Here is a 23,253-nt window from a genome sequence, read left to right on the forward strand (position 1 = left end):
AACAATAAAAAAATCATCAGGCATTATGTCTTAAACAAATAGATTATGCACAAATTTATGATCGTAGTACCCCCCTTTTTTGGACATATAAGTCCTACACTGAGCCTTGGCGCAGAACTTATTTCCCGTGGGCATGAGGTAGTATGGGTAGGGTTAAAACCCATAGATCAAAAACAAATACCTGAAAAAGGCCGATTCCTCGTTCCTGAAGAATTAGAAGAGCATCAGGAGGAATTACTAGAGATCCTTGAGAAGCAAGATAAAGGCCCTACACTCTCTAAATTAGAAACCTTAAAACTGGCCGTAGAAGAAACTTATATTCCTTTTTGCCATTTACTTATGCCCGGCCTTACTCGCTTGGTAGAAGAATGGGAACCTGATATAATCATTCATGATGAGCTTATATTTGCAGCTCCCATACTGGCAGTAAACAAGGGCATTCCTTATGTTACCACCATCGCTGTTCCTCCTAAAGTAATTGACCTCGGCGATATTCCTGAAATTCAAAAGTGGGTGGGCAATCTCACTTTTGGCGTTCAAAAAGATTACGGCATTGATTTAGACAGAATCATATTGAGATCTGAAGAACTTTGTATAGTTTCTACCTCCCCTGAGTTTGCCGATGCCAACGGGCTGGGTAAAGAATATAAATTTGTAGGGCCTCTGATAAAAGGCCGGCCCAACACTGTAAGTTTTGACTGGGAGCGACTAAATAAAGCGTCAACCCCTAAAGTATATGTTTCTATCGGCACCTTATTAGAAGACATCAGAAAGAAGTTCTTTTCTAAAATAGTAGAAGCTTTTGCTGATGCACCTTACACCTTTGTTTGCGCTACCAATCCTGATATCATAGAAAATTGGCCAGATAATTTCATAGTCCAATCATACGTACCTCAAAGTGAAATCATTCCTAAAATGGATGCGGTAATATGTCATGGCGGATTTAACACTGTCAATGAGACTTTTTATCATGGACTACCCATGGTAATTACTCCTATAGCTTATGATCAATTTTATATCGCCTCTTTAGTAAAACAAGCAGGCTGTGGTATAGATATCAGGTATAAAAGGCTACGTGTAGAGGCTCTCAAACAAGCTCTGAAAGAAATTCTGGAACCAGGAAATCCTTATAAACAAAAAGCCTTAAACATACAGCGATCTTTAAAAAAATGTGGTGGAGCCGAAGCGGCTGCCAGCCATGTAGAACAGTTTGCAGCTGATAAACGACCAGCCACTGTAGTATAAACCACTAACCTAAACCTAACCATATGTCAAGATTTGTATTTATTGTGCCCCCGTTTACCGGGCACATAAACCCTACCCTAAGCTTAGGCAAGCAACTTCTGCAGGCTGGTCATAAAGTAGCCTGGATAAGTATTACTGATGAATTCAATGGTCAATTGCCCGATGGAGGCGAACTACTGCTAATCAAGAGTGGCTGCGATGGCACCAGTGGTGAGGAGTACATCAACCAGATATCTGAGAAATCTAATTCGGCATTTGGTATTGAAAGCATTAAATTTTTATATGAAGATGTACTTATCCCCATATCAAGATTCATGTTTCCTGGAATATGCAAATTAATTGACAGCTGGCGTGCCGATGTAGTGATCTCCGACCATCAGGTATATGCCGGAGCCATTGCAGCAGTGAAGAAAAGGATTCCTTATGTCACCTCTGTTACAGCTCCCACAGCGTTAAAAGCTATGAAAGATATGCCTAAAATATTAGAATGGGAAACTGAACAAATAGTAGGCCTTCAGCAAGAGTTAGGTATTGAAGGAAACGCTTCGCTCGCCTGTTCTGAGTTGCTTACATTAGTATTTACTTCCAAAGAATTTTTAGGTGATGAAACATTCCCGAATTATTATCAGTTTGTAGGCCCTATTATGGTAGGGAGGCCAGTGGCCTTTTCTTTTAATTGGGCTCGATTTCAAAACACCAGCCGCCCAAGAGTACTGGTATCTATAGGTACTACCTTTGATATGGCCTATAAAAAAGATTTCTTTACCAAGGTGGTAGATGCGTTGGGCGATGAGCCAATGACAGTAGTGGTGGTTTCTGAGGAAAAGCTATTCTCTTCCTGGCCAAAAAATTTTATAGTTCAGCCCCGTATACCTCAGTTAGAGCTACTAAAATATCTGGATGCCGTAGTGTGTCACGGTGGTCATAACACGGTATGTGAATCGCTATCACACGGTTTGCCACTTATTACCATCCCTATTGCTTACGATCAATCTCATGTTGCTTCTCAAGTGGCAGAGTCTGGCTGTGGCTTGAGGCTAAACTTCAAAAGATTTAAAGCCTCCCAGCTCAGAAGCGCAGTACATGATATACTTAGTAATCCGGCTTATAAAGAGGCGGCCAGATTGATAAGCTCATCATTCACCTCCGCTGGAGGAGAAAAGAGAGCAGTAGAACTATTGGAAGATGTAGTACCTCAACACAGCTCAGTTTATGGATGAAATTATGATGAGAAAGCTTTCGGTGGGCGAAAGGCTTATGTACCTTGATAGAAAAACCTCTTTCAATATATATTTTGGAATTAGGGTTATTGGTGAAATAAAAGAGGATCAAATAGCGCATGCTCTGGGAGTAGTTCAGGCTAAGCATCCTTTACTCAGATCTGTTATTCGTCAAGATAAAAATGGTGCTCCCTGCTATCATGTATTGAAAAAATACAAACCCATTCCCATCAGAATAGTACCTTGGGAAAATGAGCAAAGCTGGTGGGGAGAGATAGACTATGAATGGTCTACTCCTTTTGACCTTGAAAACGGATCACCTGTACGTCTACTTTGGGTAAAAGGCAAAGAGAAATCTGACCTAATAGTGACTAGTCCGCATGTGATTTGTGACGGAGCGTCCTTTATAGTGATTATTAAAGAACTGCTCGAGTTAATAGATAACCCTGCCACTGTATTAGAAAACTATTCTCTATGCGGAGACCTAGCAGGCATGATCCCTGAAAAATACTTATTGCAAGGAAATAAAAACCTTTATGCAAAATTAGGGGTAAAGCTAGGGGGAAGTATCCTTAAGGTGGCTAATCGCCTGACCAAAAAAAGGCAATTTGCAATACAAGCCATCCAATGGACACTGCCTGAGAACCAAACTAAAGCTCTAATATCTGCCTGTAAAGCAAATAAAACTACTATTCACGCGGCTCTTTGTGTAGCTTTCTTAAGGGGGTTTAATCAGGTAATTCATAAGAATAAGAAATCAAAATTAAAGGTTATATCTCCTGTAGATATAAGGAAATTCTTACCAGATCTTAAACCCGACATGCTATTTTCTTTTGCTCCTGCTGTGAGAACAGCCATCAGCGGAGATAGAAATCTGGATTTCTGGAATACAACCAGGCAAGTATTGGAAGATCTAAAAATTAGCACTTCCGAAGAAAAGGTTTATAAAATGCTATCTAAGGATGAAGTTATCCACCCGCTAGTACCAAACCTATCCCGATTCATGCAAAACACCAAAGGAGGACACAAACTTACCCTCTCTAACTTAGGTAAAATATCTATACCTCAGCAATACAAAAATTTTCAAACCGATAAAATGCTTGGGCCTATAGTAGATTTTCCTTGGTATAATTCTAATACACTCATCGTGAACACCCTCAATGGAGTAATGAGTTTTGTTTTTTTAGCTAATCACTATACCCTTACTGCCCAGCAAATGAGAGAAATAGTAACGCTAAGTATGGAAAAACTTCAAACCGAATGCCGCTGGGAAGCTTATGATATTCTTTCTCAGGCACTCACCCTAGAGAAAGAAAAGCTTGATGCTAATGATTTATATACTTTGAAAAATAAAAGAGAAAAACATCATGCCATATATTCATCTTAATGAACTGAAAACCCACTACCTGGAACTTAATCCGTCCGGTAAAAAAACCATCATAATGATCCATGGTTTTACTGGCAATCTGGCTCAGTATTATTTCACTATTGCACCAAAGCTGGCCCTTTCCTTCCGTGTCATTTTATATGACATCCGAGGTCATGGTAAAACGGACATGCCTGCTACTAATTACAAGGTATCAGATTTCAGTAATGATCTACTGCTATTAATGTTCGCTCTTAATATTGAAAAAGCACATATTGTAAGCTATAGTTTTGGAGGGCTAATAGCTTTACATTTCGCATTAAAACACCCTGAAAAGATCTATAAACTCGGCATTATTGAATGCCCAAACCCCATAGGGTCCTCATCAGAAACAGCTGAAGAATTAATAACAGCTCTTGATAATCATATTGCTCAAAGCCCTGAAAACAAGCTTACCAACAGGTTTAGGGAAAGAAATGTAAAACTAATGAACAACACAACGGCAACTAAAGATATAGATCTGGACAAAGGTATTAGTAATGAGTTACTCGAACAATTACCAATCCCAATGCTCATCGCGTACGGTTCAAATTCTGAATGCCTCGATATGGCCGACAGGCTTATTAGTCATGTAAAAAATGTTATGCTAAAAAAGATTGATGGAGATCACTATTTAATTAATGATACTGAAAAAATGAATCTAATATTTTTAGAGTTAAGCAAATTCTTCTCAGAACCCATATACGCTTGAATAATCATGATAAATATCCTGACTATAGAACCCATAAAGCAGTTCATGCTAAAAAGAGCATCGGTTAACTTCATTATTAACCTCATACTAACCTTTGGTATACAATGTTGGGCACTAAGACATTTTGATAATATCAGTTTCTCTTCAGGCGAGCAGTCATTAGTCAGAACTTTTTTGCCTATGTCTTTTTTCCTTCCATTATTCGTAACTATGGATTCTGCCAAGCGCTTTTTTGCCAATGCTTTTGATGAAAAAATACCATATTTTGTACCTGAGAAATATAAAACCTTTAAATTTCGATTTATTCTTGGATTAAAGAACGCAGGTTGGTCTTTGCTAATATTTTCAATAATATTAGCTGCTGTTTTTCTGTTATCACCAAAAAACATGATGTTTAACAGTATGATGGTAATAATTATACTAACATCCGTAGCTGGTGTTATGGCTGTAATATTCACCATTACTCCAATTATGCACATCCAAAAAGCCATAAAAAAGCAAAATTCTATTCCTTAATTAAGGAAAAAGGTATCTTTATTTTCTCGCTCCTGTTTCAGAATAAATTTTTGATATTTCAGTCGCTCTTTCAAAAACCGCTCTCTTTTAGGGTTACTGAGTAACCTAAGGTATTTCATCCGGTCAGCTTCATCAAGATTAAGCTCATTGGCTATGTCATGTATATCAAAGTCATCATCAATATCACTAACATTTTTCATTTCCATATAGCGCTTAAAATCATCTATAAAACCACCACTCATTGGCTCTGGGGCTAACATATTAAGCGGGTACACTTTACCTCCAGGGTATAATTTTTTTTGCCACTTGTTGTAAAACTCAGCCATTAAAAAAACATCCACACATTTGGCTAGAATATCAGCTTCACCTGTCTCATACCGTTTTAGAACGCTATCCAGTTGCATTATTCCTCCCAGCCGGTCATCATTCTGCTCATGAGTATAGTAAATACCAAAAGATATATTTTTTTCTTCCACATCCCTAAACATCTCCTGATATTTGGGCTCAAAAATATGTAGAGGCACCAGCTCATGAGGTAAAGGCAATATAGCTAAAGGAAATATAGGTATTTCGTAGAATTCATCCATTGATTAATTTAACAGCTCATTTCTTTTAATGTTTACATCCCTCCCTCCTATATCGTTTCTCGCTGGTAATCAAATATATTCAAAATAAAATCTATCCGATTTATCATATTTATTGCTTAACTTATAATACTGTTAGGAATAAGCATTAGAGATATTGAAGTAGAGAATTCTTAATGACAACACCATCATCCCATCCCCGTTCCGCGTACACTCACTTTATGCACTTCGTTAGATATGCACCAGTGGCAATAGCTATGTTTGACAAGCATATGAACTACCTTGCCTGTAGTAATAAATGGCTTACTGACTGGTGGGTAAAGGGCTCTCCTATTCAAATAGATGATCTGGTAGGTAAAAATCATTATGAAGTATTTCCTGATGTAATCCCCTACTGGAAAAGTGTACACAAAAGAGCCCTCAAAGGGGCCATGGAATTCAATGAAAATGATGAATTCATCAAAGAAAATGGCAAAAAAGAGATACTTCGCTGGGATGCGCGGCCGTGGAGAGATGAAAATAATAATATTGGAGGAATAATTATCCACACCGAATTTATTACCGAACGAAAAAACAACGAAAAGCTCTTAGAGCAAAGTAAAGCTCGGCTAAGCACATTAGTAGAAAACATTCCTGGCGTTCCTTACAGCTGCGATAGTGATAGCAACAGAACCATATTATTTGTTAGCAAAGCAGTAGAAAACCTAACTGGCTATAAAAAAGAAGAATTTGTAAATAAGGTCAGCATCAGTTTAGCAAAACTAATATTACCAGAAGATAAAGATCACGCTTGGAAAACCCGAGAAGAGCATATTAAGAGACAAGAAGCGTTTGAAATCAATTATAGAATTAGAACTCGATATGGAGAAATTAAATATATATTCGAAAGAGGTCAGGGGGTATTTACTAAAAATAAAGATTTAATCTCAATTGAAGGCATTTTATTAGATGTAACCAAGCAAAAATTACTAGAAGAGCATTTAAAGCAGAGTCAGTCAGTATTACTCAAAGCTCAAAAAATTGCTAATCTGGGTAACTGGGAAATGGATTTAGAAACTGGAGATGTCTACTGGTCTGAGCAGCTTTTTCATATTCTTGGACTCAAACCACATGAGGTAGTACCCACCTTTGAAAAAGGCTTAGAATATTTACATCCAGATGATCATGAAAAAGCTAAAGATGGCATAAGAAAGGCTCTTTCTGGTGAAAAAGACCTATCTCCTGAATTTCGAATGCTAAGAAAAGATGGTTCCATCCGAGATGTTATTATATTAAATGAAAAAGCTAAAGATTCAAAAAAACTGGTTGGTATAGTTCAAGATATCACTGAGCGCAAAAAGGGCGATTTAGCATTAAAGGAAAGTGAAGAACGAAATAAATCACTAATTAAAGCTATGCCAGATTCTATGTTTGTACATTCTACGGATGGAACAATATTAGATTTTGAGATACCTCATATATCACCTTTCACTATAGACAAATCTATAATTGGCAAAAAGCTGGATAGCCTCTACCCCTCTAACGTAGCCCGTGAACTACTTGAAATATTCCAAAAGGCGAATAAAGAAGAAGAATTACAAACGCATGAGTTTGAGTTGAAAACAAGCACAGGCCTATGCTACTGTGAAGCACGAGTAATTCAATGCAAGCCTGGGCAGATCCTATGTATCATAAGAGATATCACCAAAGCAAAGAAAGAAGAAAATAAAGCTGAGCAATCATTAAAGAGCTTTTACAGTGCCTTTCATATCAGTCCGGTTCCAGTTATTATTACTCAGCTAGAAGACGGTGTGCTAATAGATGTAAACAAGCGCTTTTGTGAATTAGTGAAAATAAAAAAAGAGCAATTGATAGGTAAATCAACCACTCAGCTTAAATTTTGGAAAGACCCTACAAATCGCTTAGACTTTGTAGCAACCCTTACTAAAGAAGGAAAAATATACGACTATGATGAAGAAATCATAATCTCTGATGGATCAATTGTAGATGTTCTTATTTCTGCCGAAGTAATTACTATTGAAGATAAAACATGCGTGTTAATTATGTTGTCTGATATCTCAGAAAGAAAGAAAAATGAAAAAGAGCTATTATCAATTACAGAAAAACTCACTACTTCCAACCACGAGCTTAAGCATTTTGCCTACATCACCTCTCATAACCTAAGAGCTCCCATTGTAAACATAGACACGCTCATAGGTTTCATTAATAAAGAAGATACAGGTGCCCCTGGTAATGCAGAGATTATAGATAGAATAGGCAAATCATTCACTCAGCTTAAAGCAAGCCTCAATGATCTTATTCAACTGGTTACACTCAGAGACCAAAAGTATGAGGCTAATGAAGAAGTATCTTTTGAAAGTGTTTTCCATACGGTATTTGATAGTATAGAAACTCAAATGAAATCGGCTCATATTAAAATAGATACTGAATTCAATGTAAAAACGGTAATGTTTAAACGTGTACTTATGGAAAGCATACTACTTAATTTGCTTTCTAATGCCATGAAGTACCGAAATATGGCTGCTCCTCAGATAATTATAAAAACAGATACTACATCCTTTGGCAGTGCGTATATGTCAGTAAAAGACAATGGACTGGGAATGGATCTTAACAAAACCAAAGAACGACTCTTCGGAATGTACCAGAGGTTTCATGAAAACACTGAAGGTAAAGGCCTGGGACTATATATTATAAAATCGCAAATAGAATCTATGGGAGGAAAAATCGAGGTAGAAAGTGAATCAGGCAAAGGCTCCACTTTCACAGTCTTTTTCAAACCGAGTGCCTCCATACAATAAATCTGTATAAGAACATTAAAAAATCTTTTCCAGAATACATGATGCTGCTCGATCCTCATTTTTTAGCATCTTTGTAAGTATAAAAGCTTAACGATTATGAAAATTACAACCAAATATATCTCCGATTACGAGTATGAGGCCTCTACTGAAGAAGGTCAGAAAGTAAAAATAGATATGAAAGACAGTGGAAAAACAGATCAATCACCTATGCAGTTAGTCCTTTCTGCATTGACAGGGTGTATAGCTGTAGAAATTGCTTTAGTAATAAAGAAAAGAAGAAAGACACTGATAGACTTAATTATAGAAGCAGAAGGCACAAGAAGAGAAGAAGCACCAAAGTATTTTACTAATATTCACTTGTTGTTCACTTTAGTTTCTCCTGATGCCAATAATGAAGAATTGTATAAAGCTACTAAACTAAGCCTTGAGAAATATTGCTCAGTAGCCTCTTCACTAAATGCCGACATTACATTTGACACAAAAGTTATCGAACAGCCTTAAAAATAGTTACGTAAGTGGTGAATGTCACATTGAGGCACTCGAAATGTCTACATATTCAAAACAATAAAGATTTCGAGATACCTCAATTTGACCTAAAATCTACTTTTGTCCCTGTGTTATTACTTCTCCATTTAATATTACCTGATCAATGAGGTTAGCACCAAACGCATAAGGCATATAGCTGTAAGAGGATATTTCTGATGAAATAAACACATTAGCGATTTTCCCTTTGGTGATAGAGCCATGAGTATCTCCTAGATCAATAGCGTAGGCAGTATTGATAGTAGCAGCATTAAAGGCTTCTTCCGGTGTCATTTTCATTTTGATACAGGCTAAAGACAGCATAAAAGGCATTTTTCCACATGGGGCACTGCCCGGATTGTAATCGGTAGCTAACGCCAAAGGCAAACCAGCTTTAAGCATATCTCTTGCCGGAGGGAAACTGGTCCCCAGATAAAAAGCCGCTCCTGGCAACAAGGTAGGCATCACGTCTGTGCCTTTCAAGGCTTCTATTTCTTCATCACCCATAGCCTCCAGATGATCTACACTGATGGCTCCAGTCTTAACCCCCACCTGTACTCCACCAGAAATACTCAGTTGATTCGCATGAATTTTAGGGACTAAACCATAAGATTTCCCGACTTCCATAATCTCTTCCGTTTCTGCTACCGTAAAAAAGCCTTCTTCACAAAAAGCATCTATATAATCAGCCAATTGCTCCTCTGCTACGGCCGGTATCATTTCTTCTTTAATGAGCTTAATATAATCTTCTCTGCTATATTCCTTAGGAAAAGCATGAGCCCCCAGAAAAGTAGTTTTTACAGTAAGTGGAGTCTCCTCCCCTATACGTTTGGCTACTCTCAATATCTTTAACTCATCTTCAAGGGTTAATCCATAACCACTTTTTATTTCAATAGCTCCTGTTCCAAAACCAATTACTTCCCAAGCTCGTTTAAGCGCACGTTCCAATAACTCCTCTTCACTCGTTTGCTGTAATTTTTTGGCTGAATTTAAAATACCTCCCCCTCTAGCCGCGATCTCCTGATAACTCAAACCTTTAATTTTATCTACAAATTCTTCTTCTCTACTGGCTGCATACACCAAATGAGTATGAGAATCGACGAAAGAAGGAAACACAAATTTATTAGTAGCATCTATAACCTTATCTGGCGATATTTGAGGCTGATCCTTCATTGAGCCATAGTCAGATATAAGGCCATTTTTAATATATAAATAGGCATCATCCAGCACTGGCAAGTCTGCCATATCGGCTCCAGCCACCCATTTTAGACTTTGAGGCCTTACTTGCACCAACTGCTTTATGTTCTTTATTAAAATATCCATAAGTGTAAAAATAGCAGGAATAAAACAACCTACCGAATCATAAGGACACCTTATTCTTATCAATACAATAATAAATGCTCACATTAAAAACTGCTTTAAGCACTTGGAACTACCAGCTGAGAAACCATACAAGCCTTGGCATCCAAGCAATTTCACCTAGTACTTTAAACTCCTGATTTGCTTTTGCATACTTTCTTCATCGGCAAGAAAATATAAAGCATAAAAAAACCGACACATATGCGTCGGTTCATTATTTATAATATTTTACTCAGGTATTATTTACCGAAAGCTTCTACCGAATATTCCAGATTAGTGCTAAATACAGGGAAACTCACTTTGATTAAAGCATAAAAGCCTTGTCCTTTCAAACCTGGCCTCACACCTATTTCTCCACCATACCCCCAGCTTAGTGTCCTGTTAAACTTACCATCAATACCAGCTCTAAATCCAAACATGGTAGTTTCTAAATTATCAGCGGAATATGCCCTTCCTCCGTAAATAATATCATCTACCGTAATGGCAGGAGCTATAAGTATATCAAAAAAGGCGGTTAGTATTAAATCATCCACACCCTCCTGATATTTATTATCAAAATCCACAGCTACATTTCTAATCCAAGTCATTGAACCTCCCAAGTAGGCTCCTTTCACATCCACACCAGAAAAAATTGAAGTTTCCTCCATCTCGCCCATGTTATTCACACGCTGGGCAGGAAACTCTTCTCCGAACGCTTCAGTAATGGTCATATCCTGTGCTTCTAGCACTCTATTTATATCTACCGCAGTATCAAAAAACATCCCTCCTAATCTAGCTCCATATATCTTCCTTACCTTACAAGGAATCTCAGCATTTAATGGTACTCTCGCTGCCCATTTATCTCCTTTATAACTTTTTCTATAAAGGAACATCTTAGTCTTGGAGCTTTCTTCAAAGTCTTTAACATGATAAGTCGCCCCAAATTCATAGAAGTTAAGTACTCTTGGAGGTGCTTGTAAAGCGGGGTTATCTTCAATCATATTCTCAGCAATGTCTCTGGTAAGATCAAAAGATTGCGCGTATGTCTTTCTGGCATGAGCTCTAAAGGTCATTTTCTCCTTCCAGAAATAAGTAGCTTCCAACCCGAAGCCCGCATTGATATTAGCTTTCCATAATTCACCGTAAACAGGCTGAAATTGAACAAACAGCTTATTTATTGCATAAGGTTCATCATATAGCTCTTCATAAGTTACAGGTTGGTTATCCTTCCTGCTCTGAGCATAGGTATGGCTCACCACACAGAAAGCAAAAAGCACTAAAAAAATATGGAATTTCTTCACGGTAAATGTTATTAAAAAATAGCTCTTTGAAATTGCAATTAAAATAAAGTTATAAAAATAACAAAATTTGTTTTAGCTCCTATAACAATAATTAAAAACGCCCCTTCATAACCTCCTACAAGACAACTTATAAGCGTTAATAGGCTAAAGTATGCAAAAGGTAACAAGTTAAATATATTTTACCCTTCTCAATATATGTTTAATATTTATTTTTTTATAATTTTTGCCCAAACTTGGAAACATGCGTATTAGAAGAAAAACTAGCCAATGTCCTAACTGTGGAGCTTCATTGGATCAAGTATACAACTATTGCCCTCAATGTGGGCAGGAAAACACCAATAACTATGTTTCTTTAAAGACACTTTTAGGTGATTTTTTCAATACTTACTTTGCTCTCGATTCTAAGTTTGTTAAAACGATAATTCCCTTTTTTTTTAAACCCGGAAAGCTGACCAATAAATATATTGAAGGCAAAAGGGCTGCTTACTCTCACCCGCTAAGACTATACCTCATACTCAGTATCTTTTTCTTTTTTGTACTTACTAAAGCCGCAAAACAACAAAATATCACTGATTTAAAAGATGGGCAGTCAGATATTAGTCTTAAAGATTTTGATAATTTGAGCAAAACAACCCGTAAAACACTGCAGGGGAATCTATCGAAAGAACAAATAGATTTAATATTAGCCAATCTTGACTCTGATGAGATCGTTGATTTTAAACTAGCCTTAAAAGAAAGTCTTTCCGAAGAGCAAAGGATAAAACTAAAAAGTAAGTTGAGCAAAGATGCTCAAAAACAACTTGGTCTTATAGAATCAGATTCTTTACTTATTGCCTCAGATTCTATAGTAGCTGATGATTCAACTTCAGAAAGTTCTTCATCCAAAGCTAACCATATCCTTATCCCCCCTTTAGACTGGAAACTTATTGAAAATCTCAAATATGAAAAGCAATATTCTGATGAAGCTATATTAGACTCCATGAAACTCGGTGAGCTAACCAGCTTTCAAAGGCGCATTTCTATACAAACCATAAGGTTTAAAAGAAATCCGGAAGGTGCTTATTTATATGTACTGAGCAACCTACCTATAATGATGCTGCTACTAGTACCTATATTTGGAGGAATTTTAAAACTACTTTATATAAGGAGGAAACATCTCTACATCAAGCATTTGATTCTAAGCCTATATCTTCATGCTTTCGCCTATTTTATATATGGAATAATAATACTAATTGTTATCAGCACGGAGCTTTCAGATAATACCGAAAATATACTGATAACAATTAGCTTTGTGTGGATGGCCGTATATGCCTATATATCATTTCTAAGGGTCTACCAGCAAAACTGGCATAAGACCCTTATAAAATTTGGGATTACGGGCATGATGTACATAACATTCATCTTCCTATTCCTCACTTCAGAAGCTTTGATCTCTTTATTGATTTTTTAGTGAATAGACTGAAGCACTTTATAGTTCGCTTCTACTAGTTTATTCACTAAATCATCTGTAATAACTGTGGATACAAACAAAGTTTCAAACTGAGATGGAGCTAAGTATACCCCTTCATTTAACATGCCTCTAAAATATTTTCCAAAAAGCTCCGTATCGGAAGTTTTAGCGGTTTCAAAGTCTACGATTTGTTTATCTGAGAAGAATAAACTGATCATAGAGCCGATCTGATTGATAGTATAGTTTAATCCTAGCTTAGAAAGATTAGATTCAAAACCTTCTTTTATCTTCTTGGTAGTATTTTCTAATTGACTATATATCTCAGGGTGCGACTTCAAATGGCTTAGCATCGCGTATCCGGCAGCCATAGCCACAGGGTTACCAGACAAAGTACCTGCCTGATACACAGGACCTACCGGTGACACATATTCCATAATCTCCTTTTTACCACCGTAAGCACCTACGGGCATACCGCCACCTATAATTTTACCCATAGTAGTAAGGTCAGCAGATATGTTGAATAACTCTTGTGCTCCTCCTTGTGATAGTCTGAACCCAGTCATCACTTCATCAAAAATAAGAATGATACCATGCTCGTCACAAAGTGTTCTTAAACCTTGCAAGTATCCTTCCTTAGGAGTTATACAACCCATATTACCTGCTACAGGTTCTAATATGATAGCAGCAATATTATCAGGATTGCTTTCTATAAGGGCTTTAACTGCTTCCAAATCATTATAAGGTGCCGTAAGGGTATCTTTAGCTACTCCTTCTGTTACGCCAGGGCTATTAGGCACACCCATAGTGGCCGCACCGCTACCAGCTGCTATCAAAAATGAATCTCCATGACCATGATAACAGCCTTCAAATTTGATTATTTTCTCTCTGTCAGTATATCCTCTAGCCAGGCGAATAGCTGACATAGTAGCCTCAGTACCAGAATTTACCATTCGTACTTTTTCTACTGACGGAAACATTTCACAAATGAGCTCAGCAATATCAATCTCTGCTTCGGTGGGCGCACCAAATGAAAGAGACGTTTTAACGGCTTCTACTACAGCAGCTCCTATTTCTTCATGAGCATGCCCTAGAATCATCGGCCCCCATGAATTGATCATATCAATATAAGCATTGCCATCAGCGTCATACATGTAAGCTCCTTTTGCCGACTTTATGAAAAGTGGGTCACCCCCTACTGATTTAAATGCTCTTACCGGGGAATTAACGCCCCCTGGTATAAAATTTTGTGCTTTATTAAATAATGACTTGCTTGTTTCTATTATCATTCCTTTTCGTCTACTTCGTATATTACATCTACTCCCTCTGGCCCAAAGTTTAATATAGGTACTACACTATTATCCTGAGTGTTGGAATAACTATAACCAGGCGTCAGATATCCTGGCATAAACTCCTGCTTATCCCACCCTGTTTGGAAGTATTTACCATATTCACCAAGGCTTTTACCTAAAAATAGCATCATCTCATAGCCTATGCTGGCATACTGAGAAGGAACTACTCTGTGCTTTGAAATATAATGTTCTCTAAATCTGTTAAACTCAGGCTTTTCTGTATTTACATAAAGTGGGGCAAATAGTGCCGCTCCTAGCTTTTCATAAACATCATAGCCCACTACGGCCATTTTTAACCAATCGGCAGAACCTACTATCATAATAGAATCACCCCTGGTTTGAACCGCGCTAATCACTTTAGAAGAAATAAGCTCATTAGTAGAAGCTACAAATATGTGCCCTACACTATCCTCCTTTATCCTGTAAATGGCTTCATCTTCAGGGCCTCCACCTATTTTACCCTTGTTTACCAGCATATCTAATATTTGTCTGGTATCATCCTTTTCTATCTTTTTTGAGGCTATGATATTAAAGCCTTCGGCCTGAATTTTCTGTTTATAGGACATAGCTACAGCTGAATCCTGAGCGGTTTCTCCATAAATGATAACCCCTGTATTATTGCGAGCATGTTTACTCACATATTCAGCAGTTTTTCTTCCTATAGTCTCATTACTAGGATTAAAAAGGAAAGAATAAGGGTTCTTACCTACCACGTCAGCATCAGATGACAACGGGTTAATCATGTTGATTTTATATTTAAAAGAAAACTCCTGAACTAATGCTCGAGGTCCAGAAAAAAGCGGTCCTATGATCAGATCCATACTTTTAAGCTCATCTTTTTCCAATATTTTTTTAGTACTGGCTTTGCTCCTTTCAGTATCATAGGCATATACATCAACCTTAATACCTTGATCTCGGAGTGTATCTAAGGCGAACCTGATACCATCATAAAGATCAAGTACTAACTGATTTACTTTAGGCTTTTCGTCAGCAGAAAGCCTATTCATCAAAAATGGAAAAAGTACCGCTACTTTATATCTATCTTTAAATACAGGCTTCTCATCGATGATGGTTTGGTAGTCATCAGCATTAAGCTCAAACTTTTTCACTAGCTCAGCTAAGAGCTTCTGATCTTGATTGACCAATGACTGAGAGGCAATCTTTTGGGCAAGCACCTCTCCCAGCACTTTATCATTCTTATGATTTTCGTAAAGTCGCTTCACATTTTCGACCTCCTTAATTTGTCCTAAATAATAGAACTTAAGGTTATTAACATCCTCTTTGAAAGAGCGATCATTAATATCATCAAGAATAGTTATGGCCTGATTATATTCTTGGGTTTCCATATAGATTTTCCCTAACCAATACTTCACCTCATTAATTTTGGACCATTTAGGAAAGCGCTCCTTTATTTGCAACATCATATTTTTAGCCATAGGCACATAACCCTGATTATAGGCCGCCAAGGCATAGTAAAAAGAAGCATACTCAGCAAAAGGATTATCCGCTGATCTCTGCATCAGCGGTTTAAAAGCTTCCATGGCCAGGTTATAACTTTCCTGGCTATAAAGACTCTTAGCATTCAGGTATTGCTGTTGCTTACTTTCCTGTGCATAAAGGAAATTAATCGATAAGAAAAGCCCGATTACAAGTAATAGTTTTTTATAATTCATAGTTTACTTATTCCCACTCAATAGTGGCTGGAGGTTTAGAACTAATATCATACACTACTCTATTAACACCTTTCACTGTATTAATGATCTCATTAGATACATCTGCCAAAAACTCATATGGCAGATGACACCAGTCGGCCGTCATACCATCTACACTGGTTACAGCACGAAGGCTCACAACCCGTTCATAGGTACGTTCATCTCCCATAACACCTACCGATTGAATAGGTAATAACATAGCACCAGCCTGCCATACATCATCATATAAACCTGCCTTTTTAAGGCTGTTTATGAAAATATAATCAACTTCCTGTAAAATATGTACTTTTTCCGGTGTGATATCTCCCAAAATTCGAATACCGAGTCCTGGACCAGGGAATGGGTGTCTTCCTAATATTGATTGGTCAATCTCAAGGGTTTTACCTACTAAACGTACTTCGTCTTTAAATAGTGTATTGAGTGGCTCCACCACTTGTAACTTCATATAATCTGGCAGGCCCCCTACGTTATGATGAGATTTTATAGTTACTGAAGGGCCATTTACTGACACTGATTCTATCACGTCAGGATAAATAGTACCTTGACCTAGCCATTTCACATCTTGTATTTTATGTGCCTCTTCATCAAATACATCGATAAACACTTTTCCTATGGCCTTTCTTTTAGCTTCAGGGTCTGTGAGGCCTTTTAATGCTGTATAAAATTTATCTTTAGCATCTACTCCCTTTACGTTTAGCCCCATGTGCTTATAAGAGTCTAATACATCTTCAAACTCATTCTTCCTAAGCAGGCCATTATCTACAAAAATACAGTGAAGATTACTTCCTATAGCTTGATGTATAAGTACAGCCGCCACTGATGAATCTACTCCACCAGAAAGGCCTAATACTACCTTATCATCACCTAGTTTTTCTTTTAATGAGGCCACTGTACTCTCCACGAAAATATCTGGAGTCCAACTTTGTTCACAGCCGCAAATATGCACCACGAAGTTTCTAAGTACTCTTTTCCCTTCTGTACTATGAGTTACTTCCGGGTGAAATTGTATGCCAAAAGTCTGTTCGCCTTCCTTTTTAAAAGCAGCTACTCTTACGGATGGAGTACTGGCAATTATTGTAAAATTTTCTGGCAATTCTGAAATAGTGTCTCCATGAGACATCCATACTTGAGAGTCTACAGGGATTTCTTTCATCAACTCATTATGCTGATCTACCTTACTGAGCTTAGCTCTCCCATATTCACGTATCTCTGAAGGTAGTACGTTACCTCCTCCTTTTTGCGCCATTAGTTGCGCTCCGTAGCAAACTCCCAACACGGGAACTTTACCACAATAAGCATCTATGTCTACCTCAGGAGCATCTTCCTGCCTTACTGAACAGGGGCTTCCTGAAAAAATCACCCCTTTTACATCGTCTGTAAGTTCTGGAGCATTATTATACGGATGAATCTCACAATAAACATTTAATTCTCTTACTCGCCTGGCTATCAACTGAGTATACTGCGAGCCAAAATCTAGGATCAATATTTGTTCTGCCATTCCGCAAAAATAGTATGCTCTGGGTGGAAAAACTATTAATTTATAAAAAGATAAACTTTCCGAATATTGTGGAGATAGTTACCCATGTTAATTGTTTGTTATTAAGTATAGCTACCCAGACCTAAGTTGGCACAATATTTTAGATTAAAAACACAACTAATTATAACAGATCAATGAAAAGAAATATTTTACTTAGACTTTTTACTCCGGTAACGCTGGCAGTGGTAATATTAGGAATTACTAGCTGTGATAAGAATGACAATGTTGCATTATTCTCTGTGAGTAATGACGTAGAGTTGGGCCAACAGGTGAGCGCAGAGATAGCCAGTGACCCTTCGTATAATATTATTCCAGAATCTGAAAACCCAGAAGCTTATGCTTATATAAACGCTATGGTTGATGATATCTTGAACAGTGGAGAATTAGCCTATAGAGATGAGTTTGCATGGGAAGTAACTTTACTTAAAGATGACAACACCCTCAACGCATTTGCTACTCCAGGTGGCTATATTTATGTATACACAGGCCTTATTAAATATTTAGAGACCCCTGATGCTCTAGAAGGTGTACTAGGCCATGAAATTGCTCATGCTGACTTAAGACATACTAGCAGGAACATACAAAAGCAATATGGCGTATCATTACTACTCAATATACTCCTTGGCAAGAATGCTTCTCAATTAAAACAGATAGCAGGTCAGGTTGCGGGCACCCTTTCTGGTCTCAGCTTTAGCCGTGATTTTGAAGAAGAGGCAGATGCCAAATCAGTAGACTACCTGGGAGCTACTGACTATGCTTGTAACGGAGCGGCATATTTCTTTGAAAAGTTACTAGAAGAGGGGCAGGCAGGTAGCACACCAGAGTTTTTGAGTACTCACCCCAGCCCAGACAGCAGAGTAGAAGATATAAACGCCTTAGCCACAGAAGCAGGTTGTGATACTTCTTTATCAGGTAAGAGTGGCTATGAAGCCTTTCAAAATAGCTTGTAAGACATGCTGAATTTACAAAAAATAGCAAAAGGCTACTTGATAACGAGTAGCCTTTTGTTATTTAAAATTTATATCTAATTCCTACTTTTTCAAACCAGGACTACGATCCAAAAATTCGTCATACAATTTGGTTTGCCTGCTTTCCATAGGAATATTCCAACCGTTTATGAAAACGTATTTCACCTGAGTTTTGGGTTCAAAAGGATCACCATCAGTAATGAATAAGGTGGCACTTTTCCCTTTTTCCAACGACCCTAGCTGATCATCAACACCAAACAACTGAGCTGGAGTAATAGTAATTGCTTTAAGGGCCTCTTCTTTCCCTAATCCGTAGGTAGCCGCAAAGCCCGCATTATAGGGTAAATTCCTTACGTTTTCAGCATCGTTAGTTCTTATGGCCACCTTTACTCCTGCCTGATGCATCATTCCGGCATTAGTATAAGAACGGTCATACTTATCATAATCTCTATTAGGAATATCTAATACAGGGCCTGTAATCACAGGTATATTTGCTTCTGCCAGCTCTTCAGCCAGCCTCCATCCTTCTGACATGCCAGTAAATATTACTTTCAGATTTTTATCTTTCACCCATTCAATGGCCGCTTTTATATCATTGGCAGCATTCACCTCCACTAATAGTGTTTTTTCTCCACGCACCACAGGTGCTAGTGTTTCCATTTCAGGATAATAATCTAGTTTTGAAGATGCCTTTCCTGCCAGTATAGTAGAATCAATTTTACTATAAGCTTCTGCCTTTTCCCACACCTCATTAAGCTTTTCCAGGGCCTTTTCAGCCTCTTTTTTTATTTCCTCGTCTGATCTTCTATCCCACCTGCCTCTTTTACCTGTGATAGGAAAATTGAGGACTACTCCCTCAAAACCAGCATACATCTGATCAGGAGTATAACCGTGCAGGTTAATAAGTGCTGCTGTGCCTGAAAACAACCCGCCGGTAGGCACCGCTAAAGAGGTGGTAACACCGCTCACTCTGGTAACAGGGATTAGCACAGAGTTAGGGTTAACTGCCGTTAGAGCTTTCATCTGAGGTATTATATCTCCCACTTCATTGTAATCTCTTGTTCGTGGATCTGAGCCTACCTCTACCAGGCCTAGTCTGGCGCCTGACTCTATCATACCCGGAAATATAAAAAGGCCTTTACAGTCTATCACGTTAGCACCCGCTGGTGCTGACACTGTACCGAGATCAGTAATTTTACCATCTGAAATAATTAAGGTTCCATTTTTAATAGTATCACTGGTTACGGTTACGATGGTAGCATTAGTAAGGGCAAAAGTACCTGTGGTAGCCTTAGCGTTCTGTCCGTAAGAAAGCAGCACACAAAATACTCCTGCTAATGTTAGTATTATATTTTTCATTTGCTTCATTCTTCAATTATTTATCAGTGAGTAAATAGTTGGAATAACCCATATCCATACACCTGTCTTCATCTTCTCTATCATGTAATGTTACATCAATAGTTTCTTCAGGATCAGGGTATATTCGCATATCGGCAGGATCATTTTCCTTATCAAACTTCACCACTCCATCTACTATAGTATAAAGCGGAACGGTATAAATAGACAATGGATGAGCGCTGAAAATAGCCACGTCTCCGTCTTTACCTTCTTCTAATGAACCTACCCTCTTCTCTATACCTAGCTGCTTGGCTGGATTAATGGTAATTAATTTCAAGGCCTCATCATCAGAAAGATCTCCATATTTTTGGGTTTTGGCCGCCTCATGATACAAGTGTCTTATGAGTTCTCCTGAGTCTGAATTGATAGAAGTTACTACTCCGTTTTTAGTAAGAATGGCTGCGTTATAAGCTGTAGAATAGTATACTTCAAATTTATAATCCCACCAATCTGCAAATACCGAGGCCATGGCCCCGAACTCTGCCAGCTCAGGAGCGACTTTAAAACCTTCATTCACATGCTGAAAAACAAGTTTTTTAATTCCAAAATCTTTAAAAACCTGCATGAGCATATAAATCTCATCGGCACGATAAGAATGACAGTGTACTATTATATTACCTTTTAATATATCAGCCAAAGCTTCTAATCTCAGGTTATACTCGGGAGCCGATCCTTTGAAGCCTTTCTTGCCTTTGTCAGAGTTATACACTTCCCACTTCTCCATATATTGCTTCGCTTCTGAAAAAGAGCTTCTAAAAACTGCCTCCACACCCATCCTGGTTTTAGGCACTATGCCACTGCGCTCACCATGTACTCGGGTAGGGTTTTCTCCTAAAGCAAACTTGATAGTTCTGGGAGCTCCTTCCATTCTCAAACCATCCATATCTACCGTACCGTAGCGGTGCTTAATGGTTTCACTTTGTCCTCCAATAGCATTGGCTGAGCCATGTAAAGCATGTGAAATGGTCACTCCTCCAGCCAGCGCTCTGTAAATAGATATATCCAGTGGATCAAGCGCATCTCCTGTCCATACCTCTGCTGTTACCGGGCTGGTAGCTTCGTTAATAGAGCTTAATGCAATATGAGAGTGCGCATCGATTATACCAGGCATCACATATTTACCGGCAGCATCTATCTCTCTGGTTCCTGAAGCCGCTTTTAGTCCTTTGCCTATTTTAGAAATCTTACCATCTCTTATCAAGACATCGGTATTTTCCAGAGTACCATTGGTTATGGTAAGCACCGTGCCATTTTTTATCAGCACATCTCCTCTTTCCTGCGCCTGACTAATAGAGCAAACACAGGCAAAAAGAAAGATTAATGACAGCTTATATATTGTATTTGTTAATCTCATCATTCTATGTTTTAATTTTCTTCAGGCATTTTATCTCCTTTTATAGGAAAGCTCCCGTATTCTCCGGCCGTCATAGTGCCTTCAAAAGTTTCTCCCTCTATATTCATGGTTATGGTAATTTTCAGAGTTTCTCCATCAGAAACTATGGAAAACTCAAACACAACACTATTACCATCTACTGTGATATCATTAAAATCAGTAGAATCGTCAGTAGAGCTATTAGAAATAGAGCCACTATAATCACCTGGTTCTCCTTTGAAAGTGATTACACCATTGACTACGCCTTGAGGTGTTTCTGATGAATATGACCATTTACCTTTTATATCCACCGCTTTTTCTCCGTTTCCTTTCTTACCTGGCTTATCTTTTAAATTATGCATTTGACCATCTACAAAAGTATATTTCACATTAGCTTCCTTATCAAAATAAGGTTTATCCGTAATGAAAAAATTGGCCATTTTACCTTCATCCAGCGTACCCATAATGGATGACACCCCTAAAATTTGGGCAGGAGCCGTAGTAAGGGCAGCCAGCGCCTGGTCTTCGGTAAGGCCATTTTCTATGAACTTGATCAGGACGTCTTTTACATCACTGCTTTTTACGCCTAGCGTAGAAAAACCAAACTCAATACCCTTGCTTTTAAAAAGAGCAGGTTGAGTATAATAATTCAAAATCATTTGTTTCTTTCTGGCTTCCAGCTCCTCCCTTTCAATATCTACTGCTGTCTTCTCCTTTTTTTCTACCGAGGTAGAATCCGTCATAGTAGAATCAGTTTTTTCTTCTTCCATCTCTGGCAGGTTGAGTGAGAGTAGCACCTCCGCGCCGCTAGCTTTAATCTTATCTGTAAGATCCCAACCTTGTTTTACCTCACTAAGAATAAGGTTAAAGCCCAAGTCTTTTTTGAGAATCAACACTCTTTCAATATCTAAAACATCCTCTGCTTTAAAGGCCACCCGCTGTTGCTTTTCCAAAACGGGGTAAAAAGCCTGTAATACACGACTTGTATTAGGTCTGCTCATACCAGAAGCCTTATTTTTATATTTTGCTTCATAGGCCTTAGCCTGCTCAGCCTGCCTGTATAATTCTCTGTATTTGGCCATTACAGCCATCACAGTACTGGGATATACCCCTGGGGCACCATCTAATTGCGAGAAAAGAACTGTGTTTTCTTTATAAAGCATCTCATCTGCAGATTCTCCTGTGAGAAGAACAAGCGCTCCCTGGCCAGGTAGCATTCTACCATGGGGAACCACATTGGCCGCGGTAAACCCCAATTCTCGCATGTCATTTACTGATTTATCAGAAGCATTGAGTAAGTCAGATGCTCTTCTCTCTGGATCTATTCCAGCAATATCATTAGGCGGGTTGCCGGGATCTTTAACATCACTGCGCCCACGGCCTCCTGGTACTTCCTTAGGTTCTTCCTGGCCTGTGTGAGAAAGGCCTTCAATAAAACCTGCATATATATACATACTGTCGGCCTCCACTACCTGTGCAGTAGCAGGCACTTCAACATTTTTGCCTACAGCAGTAATTACTCCATCTTTAATCACCAGGGTTCCCATTTCTATTTTACGGCCGGGCCCTTGAATGATATTTGCATTTTTGATTACATAAGTGCTGGTAATGGCAGGCAAATCTTGCCCATACACTGAGGTAGTCAAAACAGCAAAGAATAACAGAAGCATGTAAATACGCCTCTGTGAAAATGTACTTTTCCTTTCCTTCATTTATTAATCGGTTTTGGTTAACACTCCCAATGTATCAATAGAACCTTATCAGTACAAAACACATACTACACGAACGGTAGCATAGCCTGAGGAAATAAGACATCGATTTTACAA

General features: G+C 38.2%; 18 protein-coding genes. 9 read left to right on the forward strand and 9 right to left on the reverse strand.

Going from position 1 to position 23,253, the window contains the following annotated elements:
- Positions 1 to 45 precede the first annotated feature (45 nt).
- From JL102_RS05050 to JL102_RS05070, 5 genes are read left to right on the forward strand one after another with little or no spacing between them, the layout of a single operon-like run.
- Complete coding sequence (locus JL102_RS05050; protein ID WP_237390403.1) at positions 46 to 1,245, forward strand: glycosyltransferase; 1,200 nt, start codon at positions 46 to 48, stop codon at positions 1,243 to 1,245.
- A gap of 23 nt (positions 1,246 to 1,268) precedes the next feature.
- Entirely contained in the window at positions 1,269 to 2,465 is a 1,197-nt protein-coding gene (locus tag JL102_RS05055) for a glycosyltransferase (protein WP_202243156.1), read from the forward strand.
- Positions 2,458 to 3,852: a condensation domain-containing protein gene (locus JL102_RS05060; RefSeq protein WP_202243157.1), complete on the forward strand. Its 1,395-nt coding sequence runs from the start codon at positions 2,458 to 2,460 to the stop codon at positions 3,850 to 3,852. The genes JL102_RS05055 and JL102_RS05060 overlap by 8 nt, the downstream gene beginning before the upstream one ends.
- Complete coding sequence (locus JL102_RS05065) at positions 3,833 to 4,582, forward strand: alpha/beta fold hydrolase (protein ID WP_202243158.1); 750 nt, start codon at positions 3,833 to 3,835, stop codon at positions 4,580 to 4,582. The genes JL102_RS05060 and JL102_RS05065 overlap by 20 nt, the downstream gene beginning before the upstream one ends.
- Before the next feature lie 6 nt (positions 4,583 to 4,588).
- Positions 4,589 to 5,098: a hypothetical protein gene (locus JL102_RS05070; RefSeq protein ID WP_202243159.1), complete on the forward strand. Its 510-nt coding sequence runs from the start codon at positions 4,589 to 4,591 to the stop codon at positions 5,096 to 5,098.
- Here JL102_RS05070 and JL102_RS05075 read toward each other — a convergent pair.
- The gene (locus tag JL102_RS05075) at positions 5,095 to 5,685 is read right to left on the reverse strand and encodes a hypothetical protein (protein WP_202243160.1); all 591 of its coding nucleotides are present in this window, start codon (positions 5,683 to 5,685) and stop codon (positions 5,095 to 5,097) included. The genes JL102_RS05070 and JL102_RS05075 overlap by 4 nt on opposite strands.
- Before the next feature lie 218 nt (positions 5,686 to 5,903).
- Between JL102_RS05075 and JL102_RS05080 the strand changes: the two genes are divergently transcribed.
- Positions 5,904 to 8,480: a PAS domain S-box protein gene (locus JL102_RS05080; protein WP_202243161.1), complete on the forward strand. Its 2,577-nt coding sequence runs from the start codon at positions 5,904 to 5,906 to the stop codon at positions 8,478 to 8,480.
- Positions 8,481 to 8,576: 96 nt separating this feature from the next.
- Positions 8,577 to 8,981, forward strand: coding sequence for an OsmC family protein (locus tag JL102_RS05085; RefSeq protein WP_202243162.1), 405 nt, complete (start codon positions 8,577 to 8,579; stop codon positions 8,979 to 8,981).
- 99 nt (positions 8,982 to 9,080) lie between these two features.
- Here JL102_RS05085 and hutI read toward each other — a convergent pair whose 3' ends face one another.
- Both hutI and JL102_RS05095 read right to left on the reverse strand, forming a co-directional pair.
- A complete protein-coding gene (gene hutI, locus JL102_RS05090; protein WP_202243163.1) occupies positions 9,081 to 10,325 on the reverse strand; it encodes an imidazolonepropionase in 1,245 nt (414 codons plus the stop codon).
- Between the two features lie 275 nt (positions 10,326 to 10,600).
- Positions 10,601 to 11,641 carry a hypothetical protein gene (locus JL102_RS05095; protein ID WP_202243164.1) on the reverse strand — a complete coding sequence of 347 codons (1,041 nt, stop codon included), beginning with the start codon at positions 11,639 to 11,641 and terminating at the stop codon, positions 10,601 to 10,603.
- A 241-nt stretch (positions 11,642 to 11,882) separates the two neighbouring features.
- On the opposite strand from JL102_RS05095, the gene JL102_RS05100 reads away from it, so the two are divergent.
- Positions 11,883 to 13,091 (forward strand): DUF3667 domain-containing protein, encoded by a 1,209-nt coding sequence (locus JL102_RS05100; RefSeq protein WP_202243165.1) that lies wholly within the window; start codon positions 11,883 to 11,885, stop codon positions 13,089 to 13,091.
- Here the strand turns inward: JL102_RS05100 and hemL are convergent.
- Genes hemL through guaA form a run of 3 tightly spaced genes read right to left on the reverse strand, consistent with a single transcriptional unit; the run spans position 13,088 to position 17,650 of the window.
- Complete coding sequence (gene hemL / locus JL102_RS05105) at positions 13,088 to 14,377, reverse strand: glutamate-1-semialdehyde 2,1-aminomutase (protein ID WP_202243166.1); 1,290 nt, start codon at positions 14,375 to 14,377, stop codon at positions 13,088 to 13,090. The genes JL102_RS05100 and hemL overlap by 4 nt on opposite strands.
- On the reverse strand, positions 14,374 to 16,113 hold the full coding sequence (locus tag JL102_RS05110; protein WP_202243167.1) for an ABC transporter substrate-binding protein: 1,740 nt from the start codon (positions 16,111 to 16,113) through the stop codon (positions 14,374 to 14,376). The genes hemL and JL102_RS05110 overlap by 4 nt, the downstream gene beginning before the upstream one ends.
- A 7-nt stretch (positions 16,114 to 16,120) precedes the next feature.
- Positions 16,121 to 17,650 (reverse strand): glutamine-hydrolyzing GMP synthase, encoded by a 1,530-nt coding sequence (guaA, locus tag JL102_RS05115; protein ID WP_202243168.1) that lies wholly within the window; start codon positions 17,648 to 17,650, stop codon positions 16,121 to 16,123.
- A gap of 173 nt (positions 17,651 to 17,823) precedes the next feature.
- On the opposite strand from guaA, the gene JL102_RS05120 reads away from it, so the two are divergent.
- Positions 17,824 to 18,639, forward strand: a complete 816-nt coding sequence (locus JL102_RS05120) for a M48 family metalloprotease (protein ID WP_202243169.1) — start codon at positions 17,824 to 17,826, stop codon at positions 18,637 to 18,639.
- An 81-nt stretch (positions 18,640 to 18,720) separates the two neighbouring features.
- Here JL102_RS05120 and JL102_RS05125 read toward each other — a convergent pair whose 3' ends face one another.
- Genes JL102_RS05125 through JL102_RS05135 form a run of 3 tightly spaced genes read right to left on the reverse strand, consistent with a single transcriptional unit; the run spans position 18,721 to position 23,139 of the window.
- The gene (locus JL102_RS05125) at positions 18,721 to 20,025 is read right to left on the reverse strand and encodes an amidohydrolase family protein (protein ID WP_202243170.1); all 1,305 of its coding nucleotides are present in this window, start codon (positions 20,023 to 20,025) and stop codon (positions 18,721 to 18,723) included.
- Positions 20,026 to 20,032: 7 nt separating this feature from the next.
- Entirely contained in the window at positions 20,033 to 21,409 is a 1,377-nt protein-coding gene (locus JL102_RS05130) for an amidohydrolase (RefSeq protein WP_202243334.1), read from the reverse strand.
- A gap of 11 nt (positions 21,410 to 21,420) precedes the next feature.
- On the reverse strand, positions 21,421 to 23,139 hold the full coding sequence (locus tag JL102_RS05135) for an amidohydrolase family protein (RefSeq protein WP_202243171.1): 1,719 nt from the start codon (positions 23,137 to 23,139) through the stop codon (positions 21,421 to 21,423).
- Positions 23,140 to 23,253: the final 114 nt, after the last annotated feature.

This window comes from Fulvivirga sediminis, from assembly GCF_016757215.1.
Taxonomy (GTDB): domain Bacteria; phylum Bacteroidota; class Bacteroidia; order Cytophagales; family Cyclobacteriaceae; genus Fulvivirga; species Fulvivirga sediminis.